Consider the following 20,492-nt stretch of genomic DNA (forward strand, 5'->3'; position numbering starts at 1 on the left):
CAAGTCATGAGCCAGCAATGTCAGTGTCACAATAATCAGACCCCAAAGGGGCAAGGGGCTTGCAGCAGCAAACAGAGCGATTTCGTTCTGAGCCAGGCTGAACGCGATGCCATTGAACACGAGAAACATCACTACGAAGATCCCCGCGCCGCCAGCATCGAAGCGCTCAAGATCGTGCAGCAGGCCAGAGGCTGGGTACCAGACGGTGCCATTCATGCCATCGCGGCCGAGCTGGGCATTCCTGCCAGCGATGTCGAGGGTGTCGCCACCTTCTATAGCCAAATCTTCCGCCAGCCAGTGGGGCGCCACATCATCCGGGTCTGCGACAGCATGGTCTGCTACATCAATGGCCATGAAGAGCTGATGGCCGGTCTCAAAGAGGTAATGAACCTCGGTCCGGGTCAAACCACGCCAGATGGCCGCTTCACCCTGCTGCCGGTCTGCTGCCTTGGCAACTGCGACAAGGGGCCAGCCATCATGATCGATGACGACACCTATGGCGGCCTCGACCCGGTGACATTGCTGAAAACCCTGGAGGCTTACCCATGAGCCAGCCTCAGAACAAAATGCTCGCCTCTCTTGGCACCGCCAACCGCACTGCCCGCGCCGCCGAAACCCACCCCCTCACCTGGCGGTTGCGGGACGACGGCCAGCCCGTGTGGCTGGATGAATACCAGAGCAAGCAGGGCTATGAGGCTGCCCGCAAGGCACTCGGCCAGATGAGCCCGGACGAGATCGTCAGCACCGTCAAGGATGCCGGTCTCAAGGGGCGTGGCGGCGCAGGCTTCCCCACCGGGGTGAAGTGGGGGCTGATGCCCAAAGACGAGAGCATGAACATCCGCTACCTGCTCTGCAACGCCGACGAGATGGAGCCCAACACCTGGAAAGATCGCCTGCTGATGGAGCAACTGCCCCACCTGCTGATCGAGGGAATGATCATCTCGGCCCGTGCGCTCAAGGCCTATCGCGGCTACATCTTCCTGCGTGGCGAATATGTGGATGCCGCCATTAACCTGCGCCGGGCGGTGGAAGAGGCCAAGGCCGCCGGTCTGCTTGGTAAAAACATTCTCGGCTCGGGCTTTGACTTCGAGCTGTTCGTCCACACCGGCGCCGGTCGCTACATCTGTGGCGAAGAGACGGCACTGATCAACTCGCTGGAAGGGCGCCGCGCCAACCCGCGCGCCAAGCCTCCCTTCCCCGCCGTCTCCGGCGTCTGGGGCAAGCCAACTTGCGTCAACAACGTCGAAACCCTCTGCAACGTACCCGCTATTATCGGCAATGGCGTGGCCTGGTATCAGGGGCTGGCGCTGCCGGGCTCGGAAGATCACGGCACCAAGCTGATGGGTTTTTCCGGCAAGGTGAACAACCCGGGGGTCTGGGAGCTGCCTTTTGGCATCACCGCCCGCGAGCTGTTTGAAAACTATGCCGGCGGCATGAAGAGCGGCTATCGCCTGAAAGCCTGGCAACCGGGGGGCGCCGGTACCGGCTTCCTGCTGCCAGAGCACCTTGATGCCCGGATGTATACCGCTGGCATCGGTAAGGTCGGCACCCGAATGGGAACTGGTCTTGCCATGGCGGTGGATGACTCCATCAGCATGGTGAGCCTGCTGCGCAACATGGAAGAATTCTTCGCTCGCGAATCCTGCGGCTGGTGCACCCCCTGCCGCGACGGCCTGCCCTGGAGCGTCAAACTGCTGCGGGCACTGGAGCGTGGTGAGGGGCAATCCGGCGATCTGGCCACCCTGGAGCAACTCTGCAGCTTCCTGGGCCCGGGCAAAACCTTCTGTGCCCATGCTCCGGGCGCCGTCGAACCGCTCGCCAGCGCAATCAAATATTTCCGATCCGAATTCGAGGCAGGGATCAAGGGCGCGGGTGACAACCACAAGCCATTTAAAGGGATCCAGCCCAATCTGCTGGGCGAACGCTGGTAACAACACCACCGATTTCACAAAACAGGTTTCAGGGAAGTTGTATGGCAACCATTTATGTAGACGGTAAAGAGTTCGAGGTAGACGGGGCAGACAACCTGCTGCAAGCCTGTCTGTCACTGGGTCTGGACGTCCCCTATTTTTGCTGGCATCCGGCGCTGGGTAGCGTCGGCGCCTGCCGCCAGTGCGCGGTCAAGCAGTATCAGAATGCCGACGACAAGCGCGGTCGTCTGGTCATGTCCTGCATGACCCCCTCTACCGATGGCACTTATATCTCCATCGAAGATGAAGAGGCAAAAGAGTTTCGCAAGTGCGTGGTGGAGTGGCAGATGACCAACCACCCCCACGACTGCCCGGTATGTGAAGAGGGGGGCGCCTGCCACCTGCAGGACATGACGGTGATGACCGGCCACAACAGCCGTCGCTACCGCTTCACCAAGCGCACCCACCAGAATCAGGAGCTGGGCCCCTTCATCAATCACGAGATGAACCGCTGCATCGCCTGCTATCGCTGCGTCCGTTATTACAAGGATTATGCCGGTGGCGAGGATCTCGGGGTCTACGGTGCCCACGACAACGTCTATTTCGGCCGGGTCGAAGATGGCACCCTGGAGAGCGAATTTTCCGGCAACCTGGTGGAGGTCTGCCCCACCGGCGTCTTCACCGACAAGACCCACTCCGAGCGCTACAACCGCAAGTGGGACATGCAGTTTGCCCCCAGCATCTGCCAGCAATGTTCCGTGGGCTGCAACATCAGCCCGGGTGAGCGTTATGGTGAGCTGCGCCGCATCGAAAACCGCTTCCACGGCAGCCTCAACCACTACTTCCTCTGTGACCGTGGCCGCTTTGGCTATGGCTACGTCAACCTGGCGGATCGCCCGCGCCAGCCGCTGCTCAAAGATGGCAACGACCAGCTGACCATCACAGTCGATGGCGCCCTCAACCGCGCCGCCGATGCCCTGCGCACCGCCAATGGCCTCATCGGCATCGGCTCGCCCCGCGCCTCGCTGGAGAGCAACTTTGCCCTGCGCGAGCTGGTGGGTGAAGGCAACTTCTACGCGGGCGTCGAGCAGGCCGAGTGGGCCTGTCAGCTGAAGATGCTGCAGATCCTGCAACAAGGCGGCGTGCCGACCCCGAGCCTGCGGGACATGGAAGAGGCTGACGCCATTCTGCTGCTCGGCGAAGATGTCACCATGAGCGCCGCCCGTATCGCGCTGGCGCTGCGTCAGGCGGTCAAGGGCAAGGCCCGCGAGATGGCCCGCAAGATGAAGGTCGATCTGTGGCAAGTCGCTGCCGTTCAGACCCTGGGTCAGAACGAGCGCTACCCGCTGCTCATCACCAGTCTCGACACCACCCGTCTTGACGATGTAGCGGCCGACAAGCTGCACGCCCCCTACGCCGATCAGGCGCGCCTTGGCTTTGCCATCGCCAACCTGCTCGACCCGAGCGCACCGGCCGTGGCCGATCTCAGCCCCGAGCAACAGGCACAAGCGGCTCGCTGGGCCGAACTGCTGGGCAACGCCAAGAAACCGCTCATCATTGCAGGCTCCAGTGCCCGCGATGTGGCGCTGGTCGACGCGGCCAGCAACATTGCCCGCGCCCTGAAAGGCCGTGGACTGGAAGCCAGCATCGCGCTGGTTGGCCAAGAGGCCAACTCGCTGGGTCTGGCCATGCTGGGCGCTCAAACATTGTCAGACAAGCCGCTTGAAGCAGCTTTCGAACGTATCGAGGCCAAAGAGGGGCTGGCGCTGGTCACTCTGGAGAACGATCTCTACCGCCGCGCACCGCGCAACCGGGTGGACGCAGCGCTGGCCCGGCTGCAACACCTGCTGGTCATCGACCATCAGGCTACCCTGACCGCCAACAAGGCCGATCTGGTGCTGCCTGCGGCCAGTTTTGCCGAGGCCGATGGCACCCTGGTCAATATGGAAGGGCGCGCCCAGCGCTTCTTCCAGGTCTATGCGCCCGCCTTCTACAACGCCGACATTCAGGTGCGTGAAGGGTGGCGCTGGCTGGCTGCGCTGCAAGGGGCGCTCGAGCACAAGCCGCTGCGCTGGCAGACCTATGAACAGATAAGCCATGACTGCGCCACCAGCCATCCGCTGCTAGCCACCATGCTGGAAGCGGCGCCCAACGCGGGCTTGCGCATCCGTGGCATGCGGTTGGCTCGTGAGCCGCACCGCTACAGCGGTCGCACCTCCATGCTGGCGGATCAGAACGTCAGCGAACCGCGGGTGGCGCAAGATCCAGACTCCCCCTTCAACTTCTCCATGGAAGGGTATGCTGGTGCCCGCCAGAACATGCCGCAGGTGCCCTTTGCCTGGGCACCGGGCTGGAACTCTCCCTCCGCCTGGAACAAGTTCCAGGATGAAGTCGGTGGTCATCTGCGTGCCGGTGATCCGGGTCGCCGTCTGCTGGAAGTGAGTGACCAACAGGTAGAAGGTAAGGAACCGCTCGGCTGGTTTGCCACCATCCCCGCCCCCTTCAAGGCCGCAGAGGCACTGCAGGTGGTCAATTATGCCCAGCTGTTTGGCGGCGAGGAGCTTTCAGCCCGCAGCCCGGTCATTCAGGCCCGCATGAACGAACCCGAGCTGGTGCTCAATCCCCTTGATGCAGAGCGTCTGGCCCTGCATGCCGGTAATCAGGTCTCCTTCTCCTGGGGCGGTAGCCACTGGCAACTGCGCCTGCGTCTTAGTGCACAGCTGAGCGCCGGTCTGGTGGGGCTCCCCCTTGGGGTGAACGGCCTGCCAACGGCCCTGCAACAAGCCTCAATCACTAACCTGCAGGAGGTGATCGCATGAGCGAGTCGCTGATCGATCTGTTGCTGGAGGTGGGCAAGGCACTGATCGTGCTGGTGGGGATCGTGGGGGCTGGCGCCTTCATGAGCTTCATCGAGCGCCGTCTGCTGGCCCTGTGGCAGGATCGCTACGGCCCCAACCGGGTGGGGCCGTTTGGCCTGCTCCAGCTGGCCGCCGACATGATCAAGATGTTCTTCAAGGAAGACTGGATCCCGCCGTTCGCCGATCGCCGGATCTTTATCCTGGCCCCCATCATCGCCTTCACCGCCTTTATTCTGGCGTTTGCGGTGGTGCCTATCACCCCCACCTGGGGCGTGGCGGATCTCAACGTGGGGCTGCTTTACATCCTGGCCATCGCGGGGCTGGCAGTCTATGCGGTGCTGTTCGCCGGTTGGTCGAGCAACAACAAATACTCCCTGCTCGGCAGCTTGCGCGCCTCGGCCCAGACCCTCTCCTACGAGGTGTTTCTCGGGCTCTCCTTGATGGGGATCGTGATCCAGACCGGCAGCTTCAACCTGCGGGATATCGTCGAGGCGCAGGCAGACCTGTGGAACGTGGTGCCCCAAATCCTGGGCTTTGTCACCTTCCTGTTTGCCGGTGTCGCCGTCACCCACCGCCATCCGTTTGACCAGCCGGAAGCCGAGCAGGAGCTCGCCGACGGCTATCACATCGAGTATGCGGGGATGAAGTGGGGTCTCTTCTTCGTGGGCGAATATATCGGCATAGTGCTGATCTCTTCGCTCATCGTGACCCTCTTCTTCGGTGGCTGGCATGGCCCCTGGTTGCCCCCCTTCATCTGGTTTGCTCTGAAGACCGCCTGTTTCATGGTGTTCTTCATCCTGCTGCGGGCTTCCCTGCCTCGCCCGCGCTTTGACCAGGTGATGTCGTTTGGCTGGAAAGTCTGCTTGCCGCTGACCCTGATCAATATGCTGATCACCGCGGCAGTTGTACTGATAAGTACGCAGTGAGGCACTCATTATGAAAATTTTTAGCATTATTCAGGGTGTCGGCACCCAGTTACGCAGTCTGGCCATGGTCTTCTCCCATGCCTGGCGGCCCCGTGAAACCCTGAGCTATCCGGAAGAGGCGGTCTATGCGGCCCCCCGCTACCGCGGTCGCATCGTACTGACCCGTGACCCCGACGGGGACGAGCGCTGCGTGGCCTGCAACCTCTGTGCGGTCGCCTGCCCGGTCGGCTGTATCTCGCTGCAAAAATCCGAGCGGGAAGATGGTCGCTGGTATCCGGAGTTCTTTCGCATCAACTTCTCTCGCTGCATCTTCTGCGGCCTATGCGAAGAGGCCTGCCCCACCACCGCCATCCAGCTGACGCCGGATTTCGAGATGGGTGAGTATCGCCGCCAGGATCTGGTGTACGAGAAGGAAGATCTGCTGATCAGCGGGCCCGGCAAATACCCGGACTACAACTTCTATCGCATAAGCGGGATGGCCATCGACGGCAAGCCGAAAGGGGATGCCGAAAACGAAGCCAAACCCATCGATGTCAAGAGCCTGCTGCCCTGAGGAGTCAATCATGGAACTGGCATTTTATGCCTCGGCCCTGGTGGCCGTTTACAGCACGCTGCGGGTGATCAGCACCAGCAATCCGATGCATGCGCTGCTTAATCTCATCATCTCCCTCATCGCCGTGGCCATGATCTTCTTCTGCCTGGGCGCCGCCTTTGCGGGCGCCCTGCAGGTGATCGTCTACGCCGGTGCCATCATGGTGCTGTTCGTGTTCGTGGTGATGATGTTGAACTTGGGAACGGCGCAAGTGCAGGAGAAGAACTGGCTTACCCCCATGACCTGGGTTGGCCCTGCCCTGCTCTCGCTGGTGCTGCTGGGCTTTCTGGCCCACGGTATTCTCGGTGTGACCGGGGGCCTGATCGGGGTGACCGAGGTGACTGCCAAGCAGGTCGGTATCGAGCTCTTTGGCCCCTATGTACTGGCTGTCGAGCTCGCCTCCATCCTGCTGCTGGCCGGTCTGGTGACCGCCTACCATCTGGGTCGGGAAGAGAAGAACGGTGAAGTGCTCTCGGTCCCTCGCACAGCATCCCGCTCTGCACAAGAAGGAGATCAGCAATGAATGGAATCCCTATGGAACACGGGCTTTTGCTGGCCGCGGTGCTGTTCTGCATCGGCTTGTGCGGTCTGCTGATCCGCCGCAACCTGCTCTACATCCTGATGAGCATCGAGATCATGATGAATGCCTCGGCACTGGCGTTTGTGGTGGCGGGTAGCCGCTGGGCCCAGGCCGATGGCCAGATCATGTACATCTTGGTGATTTCTCTGGCGGCAGCAGAGGCCAGTATCGGCCTAGCCCTGTTACTGCTGCTCTATCGTCGTTACCACACCCTGAACGTGGACATTGTGAGCGAGATGCGCGGATGAGCCTCTTATACCTGACTTTTCTATTTCCGCTGTTGGGATGGCTGGTGCTGGCCTTCTCCCTCGGCCGGTTTGGCGAGCGTACCTCGGCGCTGATCGGGGTGGGCTCCATTGGCCTGTCGGCCCTCACCACCCTGTGGGTCGGCATCGACTTTCTGGGCAACCCGCCCGAGGGGGGCGTCTATGTCCAGCGCCTGTGGCAATGGATGGCGGTGGGCAACTTTACCCCGAGCTTCTCTCTGGCACTGGATGGCCTGTCGCTGACCATGCTGGGGGTGGTGACCGGGGTCGGTTTCTTCATTCACCTGTTTGCCTCCTGGTATATGCGCGGAGAAGAGGGTTACTCCCGCTTCTTCACCTACACCAACCTCTTTATCGCCAGCATGCTGTTTCTGGTGCTGGCCGATGACCTGCTGTTTGTCTACCTCGGCTGGGAAGGGGTGGGGCTGTGCAGCTACCTGCTGATCGGTTTCTACTACAAGGATCGCAACAACGGCGCGGCGGCCCTCAAGGCCTTTATCGTGACCCGGGTGGGTGATGTCTTCCTCGCCATCGGCCTGTTTATTCTGTATCGGGAACTGGGCACCCTCAATATCCACGAGCTGCTGGTTCGTGCTCCCGTCGTGTTTGCCGAGGGCTCCCCTGCCCTGTCGCTGGCCTGCCTGATGCTGCTGGGTGGTGCGGTCGGCAAATCGGCCCAGCTGCCGCTGCAAACCTGGCTGGCGGATGCGATGGCAGGCCCGACCCCGGTCTCTGCGCTGATCCACGCAGCCACCATGGTGACCGCCGGTGTCTATCTGATTGCCCGTACCCACGGCCTGTTCCTGCTGGCGCCGGAGATCCTCCATTTGGTCGGGCTGGTCGGTGCCATTACCCTGGTGCTGGCAGGTTTTGCGGCGCTGGTTCAGACCGACATCAAGCGGATCCTCGCCTACTCCACCATGAGCCAGATTGGCTACATGTTCCTGGCACTGGGTGTCGGCGCATGGGAAGGGGCCATCTTCCACCTGATGACCCACGCCTTCTTCAAGGCGCTGCTGTTCCTCTCAGCCGGTGCCGTCATCGTCGCCTGCCACCATGAGCAGAACATCTTCAAGATGGGCGGCCTGCGCAAGAGCCTGCCGCTGGTCTATGCCTGCTTCCTGGTGGGTGGCTCGGCGCTGGCGGCGTTGCCGCTGGTCACCTCCGGTTTCTACAGTAAGGACGCCATCCTGTGGCAAGTAGAAGCCTCTGGCCAGAGCGCGCTGCTGTGGGCAGGTCTAGTGGGGGCATTCCTCACCTCGCTCTATACCTTCCGGCTGATCTTTATCGCCTTCCATGGCAAAGAGCAGACCAAAGCCCACGCGGGCCACGGTCTGGCTCACCATCTGCCGCTGCTGGTGTTGCTGGTGCTCTCTACCGGCATCGGCGCGCTGATCACCCCGCCGCTGGCTGGGGTACTGCCCGCAGGCCCCGGGGATTATATCGAAGAGGGTCGCCATGCGCTGGAGATCACCTCCGGCATCATTGCCATCGCAGGGATTGCACTGGCGGCCTTGCTGTTCCTCGGTGAGCGCCGACTGGCCACCTCGATTGCCAACAGTGCACCGGGCCGCCTGCTCAGCACCCTCTGGTTCAACGCCTGGGGATTTGACTGGCTCTATGACCAGTTGTGGGTCAAACCCTATCTGCTGGCTACCCGGCTGCTGGCCCGCGACCCACTGGACCGCACCATGGAACTGCCCGCCTGGTTTGCCCTGCGTGGCAACCAGCTGCTGGCCTGGACCGTGACCGGCAAATTGCGCTGGTATGCCGCCTCCATGGGGATCGGCGCCGTGCTGGTGCTGGCGCTGTTGCTGCTGGGGTAACGCGATGAACAACCGGACAATCATACAGCCAGGCTGTTTGCTCTCCCTGATGGAACAGGGAGCGCAATCTCATATGAACTTGAACGAGAGCTGATACCGTGACCTTACTCTGGATCTTGCTAATTCCTTTTATCGGCGGCTTGCTCTGCTGGCAGATGGAGCGTCTCGGCGGGCAGTTTGTCCGCTGGGTAGCCCTCATCTCCATGAGCGCCAGCCTGCTGCTCTCCTGCGCCATCTGGCTCGGCAGTGACTTCTCGCTTGCCACGACCGGCCTCGACAGTGCTGGCGTCACCGGTGCCGCCTCCGCCTGGGCCGCCGAGTGGCGTCTGCCGTGGATCCCCCGCTTTGGCATCTCTTTGCATCTGGCGGTGGATGGCCTGTCGCTCTTGATGGTGATCCTCACCTGCTTTATCGGGGTACTGGCCATCCTCTGTTCGTGGAAAGAGATCGTGCAGCGCATCGGCTTCTTCCACCTCAACCTGCTGTGGATCCTGGGCGGGGTGCTAGGCGTCTTCATGGCGCTGGACCTGTTCCTGTTCTTCTTCTTCTGGGAGATGATGCTGGTCCCCATGTACTTCCTGATTGCGCTGTGGGGCCACTCGGTCACTGACGGCAAATCACGGATCAACGCGGCGACCAAGTTCTTTATCTACACCCAGGTGAGTGGCCTGATCATGCTGGTGGCCATCATCGGGCTGGTGCTGACCCACCAGCATGCCACCGGAGTCTTCACCTTCAACTATCTGGACCTGCTCAACACCCCGATGAGCAAGGGCGTTGAGTGGTTGCTGATGCTGGGCTTCTTCATCGCCTTCGCGGTCAAGATGCCGCTGGTGCCACTGCACGGCTGGCTGCCGGATGCCCACAGTCAGGCACCGACCGCAGGCTCGGTGGACTTGGCCGGTATTTTGCTCAAAACCGCCGCCTACGGCCTGCTGCGTTTTGCCCTGCCGCTGTTCCCCGAAGCCTCGGCCGAGTTTGCCCCCTACGCCATGGTGCTGGGCCTGATCGGTATCATCTATGGCGCCATCGTGGCGTTCGGCCAGACCGACATCAAACGGCTGGTGGCCTACACCAGCATCTCCCACATGGGCTTTGTGATGATCGCCATCTACTCGGGGAGCGAAGTGGCCCTGCAGGGCGCCGTGGTGCAGATGATCGCCCACGGCCTTTCTGCCGCCGGTCTCTTTATCCTGTGTGGTCAGCTCTACGAGCGGTTGCACACACGGGATCTGCGCCAGATGGGCGGCCTGTGGGGACGCCTGCGCTATCTGCCCGGCGTGATGCTGTTCTTCTCGGTGGCATCGCTCGGCATGCCGGGTACTGGCAACTTCGTCGGCGAGTTCCTGATCCTGGTTGGCAGCTTCCAGGTTGCCCCGGTTATCACGGCGGTCGCCACCTTCGGTCTGGTACTGGCTTCGGTCTACTCCCTCATCATGTTGCAGCGCGCCTGCTTTGGCCCCGCCAAAGATGAGCGCGTGCTCAAGGGACTGGATCGCCGCGAGCTGACCATGATGATGGTGATCGCCGGTCTCTTGGTACTGCTTGGCCTCTATCCCCAACCCGTGATTGATACCGCCAGCAGCAGCCTCATCAACGTGCTGCACTGGTATCTGCTGCCGACTGCTGGAGCCCTGCAATGACTTTCACCGCTGCCCAATTGCTGGCACTGCTTCCCCTGCTGTTGACCACCGGGGCCATGGCGGCCCTGATGCTGGCCATCGCCTGGCGCCGCTGTGTCACCACCGCCTTTACCGTCACCATTGTTGGCCTCAACCTGGCGCTGTTCTCCCTGCCAATCGTGATGGCGCAGGGGGATCAGGGGGTCACCCCGCTGCTGCAAGTCGACAGTTACGCCGTCTTCTACATGGGTCTGGTGCTCATCGGTGCCCTGGCCACCTGTACCTTCGGTCAATCATGGCTGAAAGCCTACCCGGACAACCGGGAGGAGTTCTTCCTACTGCTGCTGATCGCCACCGCCGGTGGTCTGGTGCTGGCCTGCTCCCGCCATCTCGCCTCGCTGTTTATCGGGATCGAGATGCTGACCCTGCCGATGTTCGGTCTGGTGGGCTACGCCTACCGCGAGCGCCACTCGCTGGAAGCTGCGGTGAAGTACATGGTGCTCTCTGCCGCCGCCACCGCCTTCCTGCTGTTTGGTATGGCACTGCTCTACGCGCAGGCTGGCAGCCTGAGCTTTGCCGCCCTGGGGCAGACCCTGGCCGAGAGCCCGGCTCACCATCCGCTGCTGATGGGCGGTTTGGGGTTAATGCTGGTCGGCTTTGCCTTTAAATTGTCGCTGGCACCCTTCCATCTCTGGACCCCGGATGTCTACGAAGGAGCCCCGGCACCGGTGGCCACCTTCCTCGCCACCGTGAGCAAGGTCGCGGTCTTTGCCGTGCTGCTGCGTTTCTATCTGGCGGTGCCAGCGGCGAGCGATCCCATGATCCACTGGCTGCTGGCAGCCATGGCGGTCATCTCCATCCTCGTCGGCAACCTGCTGGCACTGGTGCAGACCAACATCAAGCGGATGCTGGGTTACTCCTCCATCTCCCACTTCGGCTACCTGCTGGCGGTGATTGTGGCGAGCCGCATCGGCCAGATGCCGGTGGAGGCGGCCGGGGTCTACCTGCTGATGTATCTCTTCACCAGCCTGGGTGCCTTTGGCGTAGTGAGCATGATGTCGAGCCCCTATCGCGGCAAGGATGCTGACTCCCTGCACAGCTATCGCGGCCTGTTCTGGAAACGCCCTTACCTCACTGCCGTAATGACAGTGATGATGTTGTCCCTCGCTGGCATCCCGATGACCCTCGGCTTTATCGGCAAGTTCTACCTCATCGGCGTGACCGTCGAGGCGCAGCTCTGGTGGCTCTCCGGCGCCATCGTGCTCGGCAGTGCGCTGGGTCTCTACTACTACCTCAAGGTGATGGTGACCCTCTATCTGCGCGAGCCGGGTATGCAGCAGCGGGATGCCAGCGCCGACTGGGCACTCTCCTCCGGCGGCGTGGTAGTACTGCTCTCTGCCGCGCTAGTGGTGTTGCTGGGACTCTATCCCCAGCCGGTCATCACTCTGGTGCAGGGTTTCCAGCACGTGGTATTGCAGTAACCTTTACCGTCGTTACCCCTCATCATTACCCGCAAAACCGGCAGCCTTGGCTGCCGGTTTTTTCTTTCCAGCCCGATTAACGTGCTTCCGCTCTCTTTGACTCGCCACCCAATCACCCTGCGACAGGAGAGTACCGGTCACCCGAGTTGGTGTTCAGTCACAGTCACAGGGATTAAAAATATCCTTATGAATCTCATGTTGATATAGTCATCAGATTCTGGAATGGAGTTCAGATTGATGAAGCAACATTACGTTTGCCAATTTAACCCGACAGAACTGGCAGCTACGCTCAGGCCCTATCAAGGCGGAAAACTGACCATACTGCTGGCTGAACAGGAAAGTTCACAGGTCGCGCTGTTGCAGCAGTTGTGCAACGACCTTGAGATCACCCTCGATGGCGCCATTTTCCCACAGCTGCTCGGCGCGCAAGGATTGCTACCAAAAGGGGCATGGTTACTGCCCAGACCAGAACCCTATCAGGCGACCTTGATACCACTGCCACCAGAGGGGGATGCCGCACAGCTGGCCCGACTGATCGCAGATCAGGTGGCAAGCATATTGGCCACCTGGCCAGCCCTCTCGCCGCCACCGACCCTGTTTCTGACCTTCGACAACCTCATTCCCAATATTGCCTCCATTCTGGATGCGCTTTATCTGCAGCTGGCCAATCGCGTCAACTATGCCGGTACCAACGCTGGCAGCGGCAGCTTCACCCCCCTTGCCTGTCTGTTCGACAACCAGCGGCAACTTGCCTACGGGGTCACCTGCACGCTGCTGCCAAACAACAGCTTTCCCTTTCTGGAGCATGGCTATCAACTCTCGGCCCAACCGATGCTGGCCACCAGCAGCAGTGCCAACACCATCACCTACATCGATTGGCAACCGGCTTTTCACACCTATCAGGAGCTGATCCGCCAGCAGTTCCAACACTCGCTGACGCACGAGGAGTTCTACCACTTCGTGGTACACATGCCCCTTGGCCTGTTGCGGGCCAATGGGGATGTGATTGTCAGGATCCCGGTCGATGTAACGGATGAGGGTGCCCTGATCTGCTCGAGCGAAGTATCCGAGCACAGCATCCTCACACTGCTGAAGGCGCCGGAGAGTGCCACCGATCATGCCTGCTCACTGGCCAGGCGCCTCAACCAGCAACAAGCCCTCACCCGGGCGCACTTGCTGGAGGTCTACTACTGCGCGGGACGCCAGTTGCACTTTGGCCAGCAGACGGTGACCGAGTTGCACACCCTGCTGAGCGACTCGGGCGCTGGCGAGCTGGCAGGTGCGCTTTCACTGGGTGAAATTGGCAGCGTGCGCCACGGGGATTATCCCCAGTTTCATAACGGCGCCATTCTCTGCAACGGGGCATTGGTATGAATAACGATCACGCCATGGCGATTGTGTGCGATCTGGCGCTCTGTATCGGGCGCGAAGTGACGCTGGACGCCTTGCTTACCAAGGTATTGCAACGTTTCATGTACCACTGCGCCACGCCAGTCGGTGTGGTCTTGCAACAAAAACCGGAGGGATACACCCTGCTCAAGGCGATTGGCGACGAACAGTTGTGCCAGCATACCGGTACCACCCTGACCCTGCCTGCATGGGTCAGCGAGGAGGCGCACTGCCTGCTGCAGCAGACGATCCCGCTGCCGGGTAGCCGCCCCTATCGCTTTGCCTATCGTCTCAGGGTCGATGGGGGCTATCTCATCTTGTTGCTCGCCCCCCAGCCACAGCAGCAACTGGTACCCGTCTGTCATCTGTTCAGCCCGGTGCTCGGCAATCTGGCGCGCACCATTCAGTTGTGCAAAGACAGCGAACTGCTCGCCCTGCGCCAGCAAGCCGAATTGAAAGATCTGCAGCACTTCAACGAATCCCTGCTCAAAGCCATCCCGATCCCGGTGTTTTACAAGGATATCGAGGGGCGTTTTCTGGGCTGCAATCCGGCCTTCAGTCAGGTGATCGGCATCAGCAAAGAGGCGCTACTCGGCAAGCGGACCAATGAATTGCTGCCAATCGGCATGGCGGAGGAGTACTCCGTACGGGAAACCGAATTACTGCGAAACCGCCAGCCCCAGTGCTTCGAGCTACAGCTGCACGATCGCAATGGCATGCGCTATCAGGTCATCTGCTTCAAAGATCTCTTCTACGACCATCAGGGGATGATCGCGGGCATCATCGGCACGCTGGTCGATATAACCCGCCTTAAAGAGAGCGAACGCCACCAGCGTGATCTGCTGTTCCAGGCCATTAGCGCCCTCGCCAGCGCCATCTCTCACAAGGATCGCAACAGCGCAGGCCATGAGCGGAGGGTGCATGATCTGGCGCTGGCCATCGGGCAGACCATGCAGCTGCGTCAGGAACAGCTCGATGGGCTGGGGCTGGCCGCCATGGTGCACAATATCGGCCTGCTGCAGACCCCCACCGAGATCATCACCCGCCCCCGTGAACTGCGACCGGTGGAGTTCGAGCTGATCAAACAGCATCCGCAAGCAGGTCATGACATCCTCAAGCAGATCGACTTCCCCTGGCCCATCGCCACCATAGTGCTGCAACACCACGAGAACCTTGATGGCAGCGGCTATCCGCAAGGGCTGGCGGGCAATGCCATTGCCCTGGAAGCAAGAATAATCCGGGTGGCGGACTCGCTGATCGCCATGACGGCCCACCGTCCGTTTCGCCGCGCCATGCCCCTGAGCGACGCCTTTGCCGAACTGATCCGCTATGCCGGGATCCGCTACGATGAACAGGTCGTCAATACCTGCATCCAGCTGTGGCAGACCGGCTACCACTTCAGCCCCCCCATCAGCCAGGCCATGAACAAGGCGGGATAATATGTCTGAACTGCTCACCCCCTATTCACTCCACCATCACCTGCCAGATGCCCTCCCCTCATCAGCCATGTTGCTGACTCAGGTGATGGACCAGCTCCCCTACCGGGTGCTGCTCAAGGACACCCGCTTCATCTACCTCGCCGGCAACCGCCTGCTGGCCGATGATCTGGCCCTTCCTCCCGAGGCATTGGTCGGCAAGAATGACAGCGATTTTTTTCCGCCTGAACTGGTGCGACGCTATCGGGAGGATGACACTCGGGTGATGCGCGAAGGCATACGTCAGCACATCGAAGAGCCCTATCTCAAGGGCAGAGAGTCCCGCTGGCTCAGCACCACCAAGTTTCCCCTGCGCGATGAAGCGGGGGCGATCGTGGGGGTCGGCATCTTCTTTGAAGACATTACCGAGCAGAAGTGGCAGCAAGAGAAACTGCAGCAGTACAGCTGGACCCAGCAGGCGATCAGTCGCGCCCATCACGCCCTGCTCAAACCGGGCGATGAGCCTCTGCTGCTGCAAGATATTTGTGATGCCATCGCCTTCGACGACCGCTTTCCGTTGGTGGCCGTGCTGCAGAACTGCCCGGATCCCGCCCAACCACCCCGGATCGTGGCGCGGGCAGGCAGTGCCGACGCATCAGAGCAGGCACTGTGGTTGACCGATGATGCCCTCGGACCGGCCATCCTCCACCAGCGTAGCCTCAATCAGATCATCTGCCATGAGCGGCCGCAGCACAGACGCCACCCACTTTACTCCCACCTGCTGATCCCCCTGCCACTACAGGGAGAACAGCCGGGTGCACTGATCATTCACAGCGACCAGCAACGGCTGTTCAGTCAGGAGGAGGAGCAACTCTTCATCCAGTTAACCGACTACCTCGCCTACGGCCTGCAAGCGCGCCATACCCAGCAGGCCTACCTGCACTCGCAGCAGGAGAAGATCCTCCACGCCCGCCAGCTGGAACTGGCACTGGAAGATGCGCTGGGCGCCATCGCCGCCGTGCTGGAGCAGCGCGATCCCTACACGGCTGGTCATCAGAAACATGTGGCCCGGCTGGCGCAGGCCATCGGCAGGGAGCTTCGGCTGGCAGAAAGGCAACTGCGGGGACTCTATCTGGGGGCCATGGTGCACGATATCGGCAAGATCCAGGTGCCCGCCGAGATCCTCACCAAACCGGATCGCCTCACGCCGCTCGAGTTCGAGCTGGTCAAGGAGCACCCGGCCATCGGCTATCTGGTGCTCAAGGATATCGACTTCCCCTGGCCCATCGCCCAAATGATCCACCAGCACCATGAGTATCTCGATGGCTCCGGCTATCCGCAGGGGCTCAAAGGGGATGAAATCCTGCTGGAGGCCCGCATCCTCACCGTCGCCGATATCGTCGAATCCATGTCCTCCGATCGCCCCTACCGCGCCGCCCTTGGCATTCCCCAGGCCCGTGAGCAGATCATCCAGATGTGCGGCCACCAGCTCGATGCGGATGTGGTGGATGCCTGTCTGCGGATCCTCGACCGGGGGGACTTTATCCCCCAACCGCTCGGCAAACCGTAACGCGACGGATAAAAAAACCGGCCAATTGGCCGGTTTCTGTTTTTATGCGCTTGCGCCGTCAGTATTAACCCAGACGAACGCGGGCGTTGCGGAACATCCGCATCCAGGCACCATCCTCGCCCCAGTTGTCCGGGTGCCAGGAGTTGGCCACGGTGCGGAACACCCGCTCCGGGTGCGGCATCATGATGGTGGCGCGGCCATCCGTGGTGGTCACCGCAGTGATACCATCCGGCGAGCCGTTCGGGTTGGCCGGGTATTGCTCGGTAACCTGACCGCGGTTATCGACAAAGCGCAGACCCACCAGACCGCTGGCTTGCAGTGCGTTCAGGTGAGCGGCATCGCGCACCTCCACGCGCCCTTCCCCGTGGGAGACGGCAATGGGCATCACAGAGCCTGCCATCCCGGCGAAGAAGGCAGAGGGCGACTCCTGCACCTGCACCAGACTGAAGCGCGCTTCGAAGCGCTCGGAGTGGTTACGCACAAAGCGCGGCCACAGATCGGCGCCCGGGATGAGATCCCGCAGGTTGGACATCATCTGACAACCGTTGCACACACCCAGTGACAGGGTATCGCCACGCTCGAAGAAGCGTTGGAACTGCTCGCGGGCATTGTCGTTGAACAGGATGGACTTGGCCCAGCCTTCACCGGCGCCCAGCACGTCACCGTAGGAGAAGCCGCCACAGGCCACCAGGGTCTGGAACTCCTCCAGCTTGATGCGGCCAGAGAGAATGTCGCTCATATGGACGTCCACGGCAGCAAAGCCGGCTCTGTCAAACGCCGCCGCCATCTCTACGTGGGAGTTGACCCCCTGCTCGCGCAGCACCGCCAGACGGGGGGAGACCCCGCGAGCGATATAGGGCGCAGCCACATCCTCAGACGGGTTGTAAGTCAGCTTGGCATGCAGACCCGGATCGGTGGCGTCCTGACGAGCTGCGTGCTCTTGATCCGCGCACGCCGGGTTGTCACGCAGACGCTGCATCTGCCAGCTGGTCTCGCCCCAGATGGTGCGAAGCGCGGTACGACTGGCGCGATAGAGCTCCTGACCCGCACGCTGCAAGGTGATGAGATCCCCCTCGCGCACTGTGCCGAGCACGTGGGAGCAAGCCGCCAGACCGTGACCGGCCAGCAGGGTCATCACCGCCTCTTTATCTTCGCGGCGTACCTGAATGACGGCGCCCAGCTCTTCGTTGAACAGCGCTGGCAACAGCTCGCCGCCGATGCGATCGAGCTGGATGTCGAGGCCGCAGTGACCGGCAAACGCCATCTCGGTCAGGGTAACGAACAGGCCGCCGTCAGAGCGGTCGTGATAGGCGATCAGTTTGCGATCGGCCACCAGCGCCTGAATGGCGTTGAAGAAGCCCTTGAGCTGAACCGGATTGTCGAGATCCGGCGCCTTGTCGCCCAGCTGGCGATAAACCTGCGCCAGGGCGGAAGCACCGAGACGCTGCTTGCCATTGCCAAGGTCAATCAGGATAAGGTCAGTTTCACCGAGATCGGTACGCAGCTGTGGGGTCACTGTGCTGCGCACATCTTCAACCCGGGCAAAGGCAGTGATCAGCAGGGAGAGCGGCGAGGTGACGCTTTGCTCCTTGCCATCCTGCTGCCAGCGGGTCTTCATGGACATGGAGTCCTTACCGACCGGAATGGTGATACCAAGTGCCGGACAGAGCTCTTCACCCACCGCTTTGACCGCCTCATAGAGGCCGGCATCTTCCCCCGGGTGACCGGCAGCGGACATCCAGTTAGCAGAGAGCTTGACCCGTTTCAGGGAACCAATATGAGCCGGTGCCAGGTTGGTGAGCGCTTCCGCCACCGCCATGCGGGCAGAGGCCGCGTGGGAGAGCAGCGCCACCGGGGTACGCTCGCCCATCGACATGGCTTCACCGTGATAGCTGTCGTAGGTGGCGGCGGTGACGGCGCAGTCAGCCACCGGGATCTGCCAGGGGCCAACCATCTGGTCGCGGTTAACCAGACCAGTTACGCTGCGATCGCCAATGGTGATAAGGAAGGATTTTTCTGCCACGGTCGGCAGGCGCAAGACCCGCTCGGCCGCGTCACTCAAAGTGATGCCATCGAGCTGGAGCGCCTTGCCTTGGGCGGGCAGGGTCACCACATCGCGGTGCATCTTGGGCGCCTTGCCCAGCAGCACATCCAGCGGCAAGTCGATGGGCTGGTTGTCAAAGTGTGCATCCGACAGCGTCAGATGCTTCTCTTCGGTAGCGGTACCGATCACCGCATAAGGGGCGCGCTCGCGCTCGCACAGTGCCTTGAACAGGGGTAACTGCTCCTGCGCCACCGCCAGCACGTAACGCTCCTGGGATTCGTTGCACCAGATCTCCAGCGGGCTCATGCCCGGCTCGTCGCTCTGGATAGCGCGCAAATCAAAGCGGCCGCCACGCTCGCCGTCGTTGACCAGCTCCGGCATGGCGTTGGAAAGACCGCCCGCACCTACGTCATGAATGAAGACGATAGGGTTCGCCTCCCCCATCTGCCAGCAGCGATCGATCACCTCCTGGCAACGGCGCTCCATCTCGGGGTTGTCACGCTGTACCGAGGCAAAATCGAGATCTTCTGCCGACTGGCCGGAGGCCATGCTTGATGCCGCACCGCCGCCCAGACCGATATTCATCGCCGGGCCGCCCAGCACGATCAGCGCCGCGCCAACCGGGATCTCCCCTTTCTGCACGTGTTCGCTGCGGATGTTGCCGATGCCGCCCGCCAGCATGATGGGTTTGTGGTAACCACGCACCTCGACGCCATTGTGGCTCGGCACCTCCTCTTCGAAGGTACGGAAGTAGCCGAGAATGGCCGGACGGCCGAACTCGTTGTTAAACGCCGCGCCGCCGAGGGGACCTTCCTGCATGATGTCAAAGGCGCTGACGATGCGGCTCGGCTTGCCGAAATCCTGCTCCCAGGGCTGCTCGAAGCCGGGGATGCGCAGGTTGGAGACGGAGAAACCGACCAGACCCGCTTTGGGCTTGGCACCACGGCCGGTGGCACCCTCGTCGCGGATTTCGCCGCCGGAGCCAGTGGCCGCCCCGGGGAAGGGGGAGATGGCAGTCGGGTGGTTGTGGGTCTCCACCTTCATCAGGATGTCGACCCGCTCCTGGTGGTATTGATACTCACCATTGGCGGGGCTCGGGAAGAAACGGCCTCCTTGACTGCCTTCCATCACGGCGGCGTTGTCTTTATAAGCAGAGAGGACATGATCCGGCGTCTGCTCGAAGGTGTTCTTGATCATCTTGAACAGCGACTTGGGCTGCTGCTCGCCGTCGATGGTCCAGTCGGCGTTGAAAATCTTGTGACGACAGTGCTCGGAGTTCGCCTGGGCAAACATGTAAAGCTCAATGTCGTTGGGGTTGCGACCAAGCCGGGTGAAATTCTCCACCAGATAGTCGATTTCGTCATCGGCCAGCGCCAGACCCAACGCCACGTTGGCTTCGGCCAGCGCGGCGCGACCACCACCCACTACATCCACCTGGGTGAAGGGGCGCGGCTCGTGGTGAGCAAACAGGGCGCTCGCCGCTTCCATGTCGGCAAACACCACTTCCATCATCCGGTCATGGAGCTCTGCGGCAATGGCGCTGCGCTGGGCAGCGCTCAGCTCATCCTGACCACCTTTGATAGTCAGGTAATAGGCAATACCTCGCTCCAGCCGCTTGACCTTGGCCATGCCGCAGTTGTGGGCGATGTCGGTTGCTTTGGAAGACCAGGGGGAGATAGTGCCGGGACGGGGGGTAACAAGAAACAGCTGACCGCTGGGGGTATGTGCGGGGATAGTCGGGCCATGTTGTGCACCAGAGTGCAGGAGCTGGCCCAGCCTAGCTCGCTCGGGGGGCGACAGGGGGCTCGTCAGCTCGGCAAAGTGCACATATTCGGCATAGACATCCTCTATCTCTAATCCACTCTCTTTTCCACTTTCCAGTTCACTTTTTGCCGCAATCTGCGCTAAGCGCTGCAGCAGTTTTTGGACACGAAAATCAGACAGCGCTGGGGCACCACGCAAGATATCCATATAACCTTTCTCACCTAGTTTTAAAGTGGGGGGGAATTGAGA

At 61.4% G+C, this 20,492-nt stretch carries 14 protein-coding genes; 13 read left to right on the top strand and 1 reads right to left on the bottom strand.

Annotated elements, in window-relative coordinates; genetic code table 11:
- Positions 1–6: 6 nt before the first annotated feature.
- The 13 genes from nuoE (at position 7) to CK911_RS08925 (ending at position 16,435) form a co-directional block, all read left to right on the top strand.
- On the top strand, positions 7–549 hold the full coding sequence (gene nuoE, locus CK911_RS08865) for an NADH-quinone oxidoreductase subunit NuoE (protein WP_042019048.1): 543 nt from the start codon (positions 7–9) through the stop codon (positions 547–549).
- On the top strand, positions 546–1,931 hold the full coding sequence (gene nuoF, locus CK911_RS08870; protein WP_098969680.1) for an NADH-quinone oxidoreductase subunit NuoF: 1,386 nt from the start codon (positions 546–548) through the stop codon (positions 1,929–1,931). Before nuoE ends, nuoF begins: the two co-directional genes overlap by 4 nt.
- 41 nt (positions 1,932–1,972) lie before the next feature.
- Positions 1,973–4,729, top strand: a complete 2,757-nt coding sequence (nuoG, locus tag CK911_RS08875; protein ID WP_098969681.1) for an NADH-quinone oxidoreductase subunit NuoG — start codon at positions 1,973–1,975, stop codon at positions 4,727–4,729.
- Positions 4,726–5,694: an NADH-quinone oxidoreductase subunit NuoH gene (nuoH, locus tag CK911_RS08880; protein WP_042019045.1), complete on the top strand. Its 969-nt coding sequence runs from the start codon at positions 4,726–4,728 to the stop codon at positions 5,692–5,694. The genes nuoG and nuoH overlap by 4 nt, the downstream gene beginning before the upstream one ends.
- A gap of 10 nt (positions 5,695–5,704) precedes the next feature.
- A complete protein-coding gene (nuoI, locus tag CK911_RS08885; RefSeq protein WP_098969682.1) occupies positions 5,705–6,247 on the top strand; it encodes an NADH-quinone oxidoreductase subunit NuoI in 543 nt (180 codons plus the stop codon).
- A gap of 10 nt (positions 6,248–6,257) precedes the next feature.
- The gene (gene nuoJ, locus CK911_RS08890) at positions 6,258–6,809 is read left to right on the top strand and encodes an NADH-quinone oxidoreductase subunit J (RefSeq protein WP_042059362.1); all 552 of its coding nucleotides are present in this window, start codon (positions 6,258–6,260) and stop codon (positions 6,807–6,809) included.
- Complete coding sequence (gene nuoK / locus CK911_RS08895; RefSeq protein ID WP_042019042.1) at positions 6,806–7,114, top strand: NADH-quinone oxidoreductase subunit NuoK; 309 nt, start codon at positions 6,806–6,808, stop codon at positions 7,112–7,114. The genes nuoJ and nuoK overlap by 4 nt, the downstream gene beginning before the upstream one ends.
- Entirely contained in the window at positions 7,111–8,958 is a 1,848-nt protein-coding gene (gene nuoL / locus CK911_RS08900) for an NADH-quinone oxidoreductase subunit L (protein WP_098969683.1), read from the top strand. The genes nuoK and nuoL overlap by 4 nt, the downstream gene beginning before the upstream one ends.
- Positions 8,959–9,056: 98 nt before the next feature.
- Entirely contained in the window at positions 9,057–10,601 is a 1,545-nt protein-coding gene (gene nuoM, locus CK911_RS08905) for an NADH-quinone oxidoreductase subunit M (protein ID WP_098969684.1), read from the top strand.
- Complete coding sequence (gene nuoN / locus CK911_RS08910; protein ID WP_098969685.1) at positions 10,598–12,061, top strand: NADH-quinone oxidoreductase subunit NuoN; 1,464 nt, start codon at positions 10,598–10,600, stop codon at positions 12,059–12,061. The genes nuoM and nuoN overlap by 4 nt, the downstream gene beginning before the upstream one ends.
- A gap of 237 nt (positions 12,062–12,298) precedes the next feature.
- Complete coding sequence (locus CK911_RS08915; protein WP_098969686.1) at positions 12,299–13,435, top strand: FIST C-terminal domain-containing protein; 1,137 nt, start codon at positions 12,299–12,301, stop codon at positions 13,433–13,435.
- The gene (locus CK911_RS08920; protein ID WP_098969687.1) at positions 13,432–14,889 is read left to right on the top strand and encodes an HD domain-containing phosphohydrolase; all 1,458 of its coding nucleotides are present in this window, start codon (positions 13,432–13,434) and stop codon (positions 14,887–14,889) included. Before CK911_RS08915 ends, CK911_RS08920 begins: the two co-directional genes overlap by 4 nt.
- Before the next feature lies 1 nt (position 14,890).
- Complete coding sequence (locus tag CK911_RS08925) at positions 14,891–16,435, top strand: HD domain-containing phosphohydrolase (protein WP_098969688.1); 1,545 nt, start codon at positions 14,891–14,893, stop codon at positions 16,433–16,435.
- 64 nt (positions 16,436–16,499) lie between these two features.
- Here CK911_RS08925 and purL read toward each other — a convergent pair whose 3' ends face one another.
- On the bottom strand, positions 16,500–20,450 hold the full coding sequence (gene purL / locus CK911_RS08930; protein WP_098969689.1) for a phosphoribosylformylglycinamidine synthase: 3,951 nt from the start codon (positions 20,448–20,450) through the stop codon (positions 16,500–16,502).
- Positions 20,451–20,492: the final 42 nt, after the last annotated feature.

Source organism: Aeromonas sp. CU5 (assembly GCF_002586745.1).
GTDB lineage: Bacteria > Pseudomonadota > Gammaproteobacteria > Enterobacterales > Aeromonadaceae > Aeromonas > Aeromonas sobria.

What these genes read in the sequence shown, in the direction of transcription:
- nuoE (WP_042019048.1), top strand. Translation starts at nt 7, where the DNA reads ATGAGCCAGCAATGTCAGTGTCACAATAATCAGACCCCAAAGGGGCAA.
- nuoF (WP_098969680.1), top strand. Translation starts at nt 546, where the DNA reads ATGAGCCAGCCTCAGAACAAAATGCTCGCCTCTCTTGGCACCGCCAAC.
- nuoG (WP_098969681.1), top strand. Translation starts at nt 1,973, where the DNA reads ATGGCAACCATTTATGTAGACGGTAAAGAGTTCGAGGTAGACGGGGCA.
- nuoH (WP_042019045.1), top strand. Translation starts at nt 4,726, where the DNA reads ATGAGCGAGTCGCTGATCGATCTGTTGCTGGAGGTGGGCAAGGCACTG.
- nuoI (WP_098969682.1), top strand. Translation starts at nt 5,705, where the DNA reads ATGAAAATTTTTAGCATTATTCAGGGTGTCGGCACCCAGTTACGCAGT.
- nuoJ (WP_042059362.1), top strand. Translation starts at nt 6,258, where the DNA reads ATGGAACTGGCATTTTATGCCTCGGCCCTGGTGGCCGTTTACAGCACG.
- nuoK (WP_042019042.1), top strand. Translation starts at nt 6,806, where the DNA reads ATGAATGGAATCCCTATGGAACACGGGCTTTTGCTGGCCGCGGTGCTG.
- nuoL (WP_098969683.1), top strand. Translation starts at nt 7,111, where the DNA reads ATGAGCCTCTTATACCTGACTTTTCTATTTCCGCTGTTGGGATGGCTG.
- nuoN (WP_098969685.1), top strand. Translation starts at nt 10,598, where the DNA reads ATGACTTTCACCGCTGCCCAATTGCTGGCACTGCTTCCCCTGCTGTTG.
- CK911_RS08915 (WP_098969686.1), top strand. Translation starts at nt 12,299, where the DNA reads ATGAAGCAACATTACGTTTGCCAATTTAACCCGACAGAACTGGCAGCT.
- CK911_RS08920 (WP_098969687.1), top strand. Translation starts at nt 13,432, where the DNA reads ATGAATAACGATCACGCCATGGCGATTGTGTGCGATCTGGCGCTCTGT.
- CK911_RS08925 (WP_098969688.1), top strand. Translation starts at nt 14,891, where the DNA reads ATGTCTGAACTGCTCACCCCCTATTCACTCCACCATCACCTGCCAGAT.
- purL (WP_098969689.1), bottom strand. Translation starts at nt 20,450, where the DNA reads ATGGATATCTTGCGTGGTGCCCCAGCGCTGTCTGATTTTCGTGTCCAA.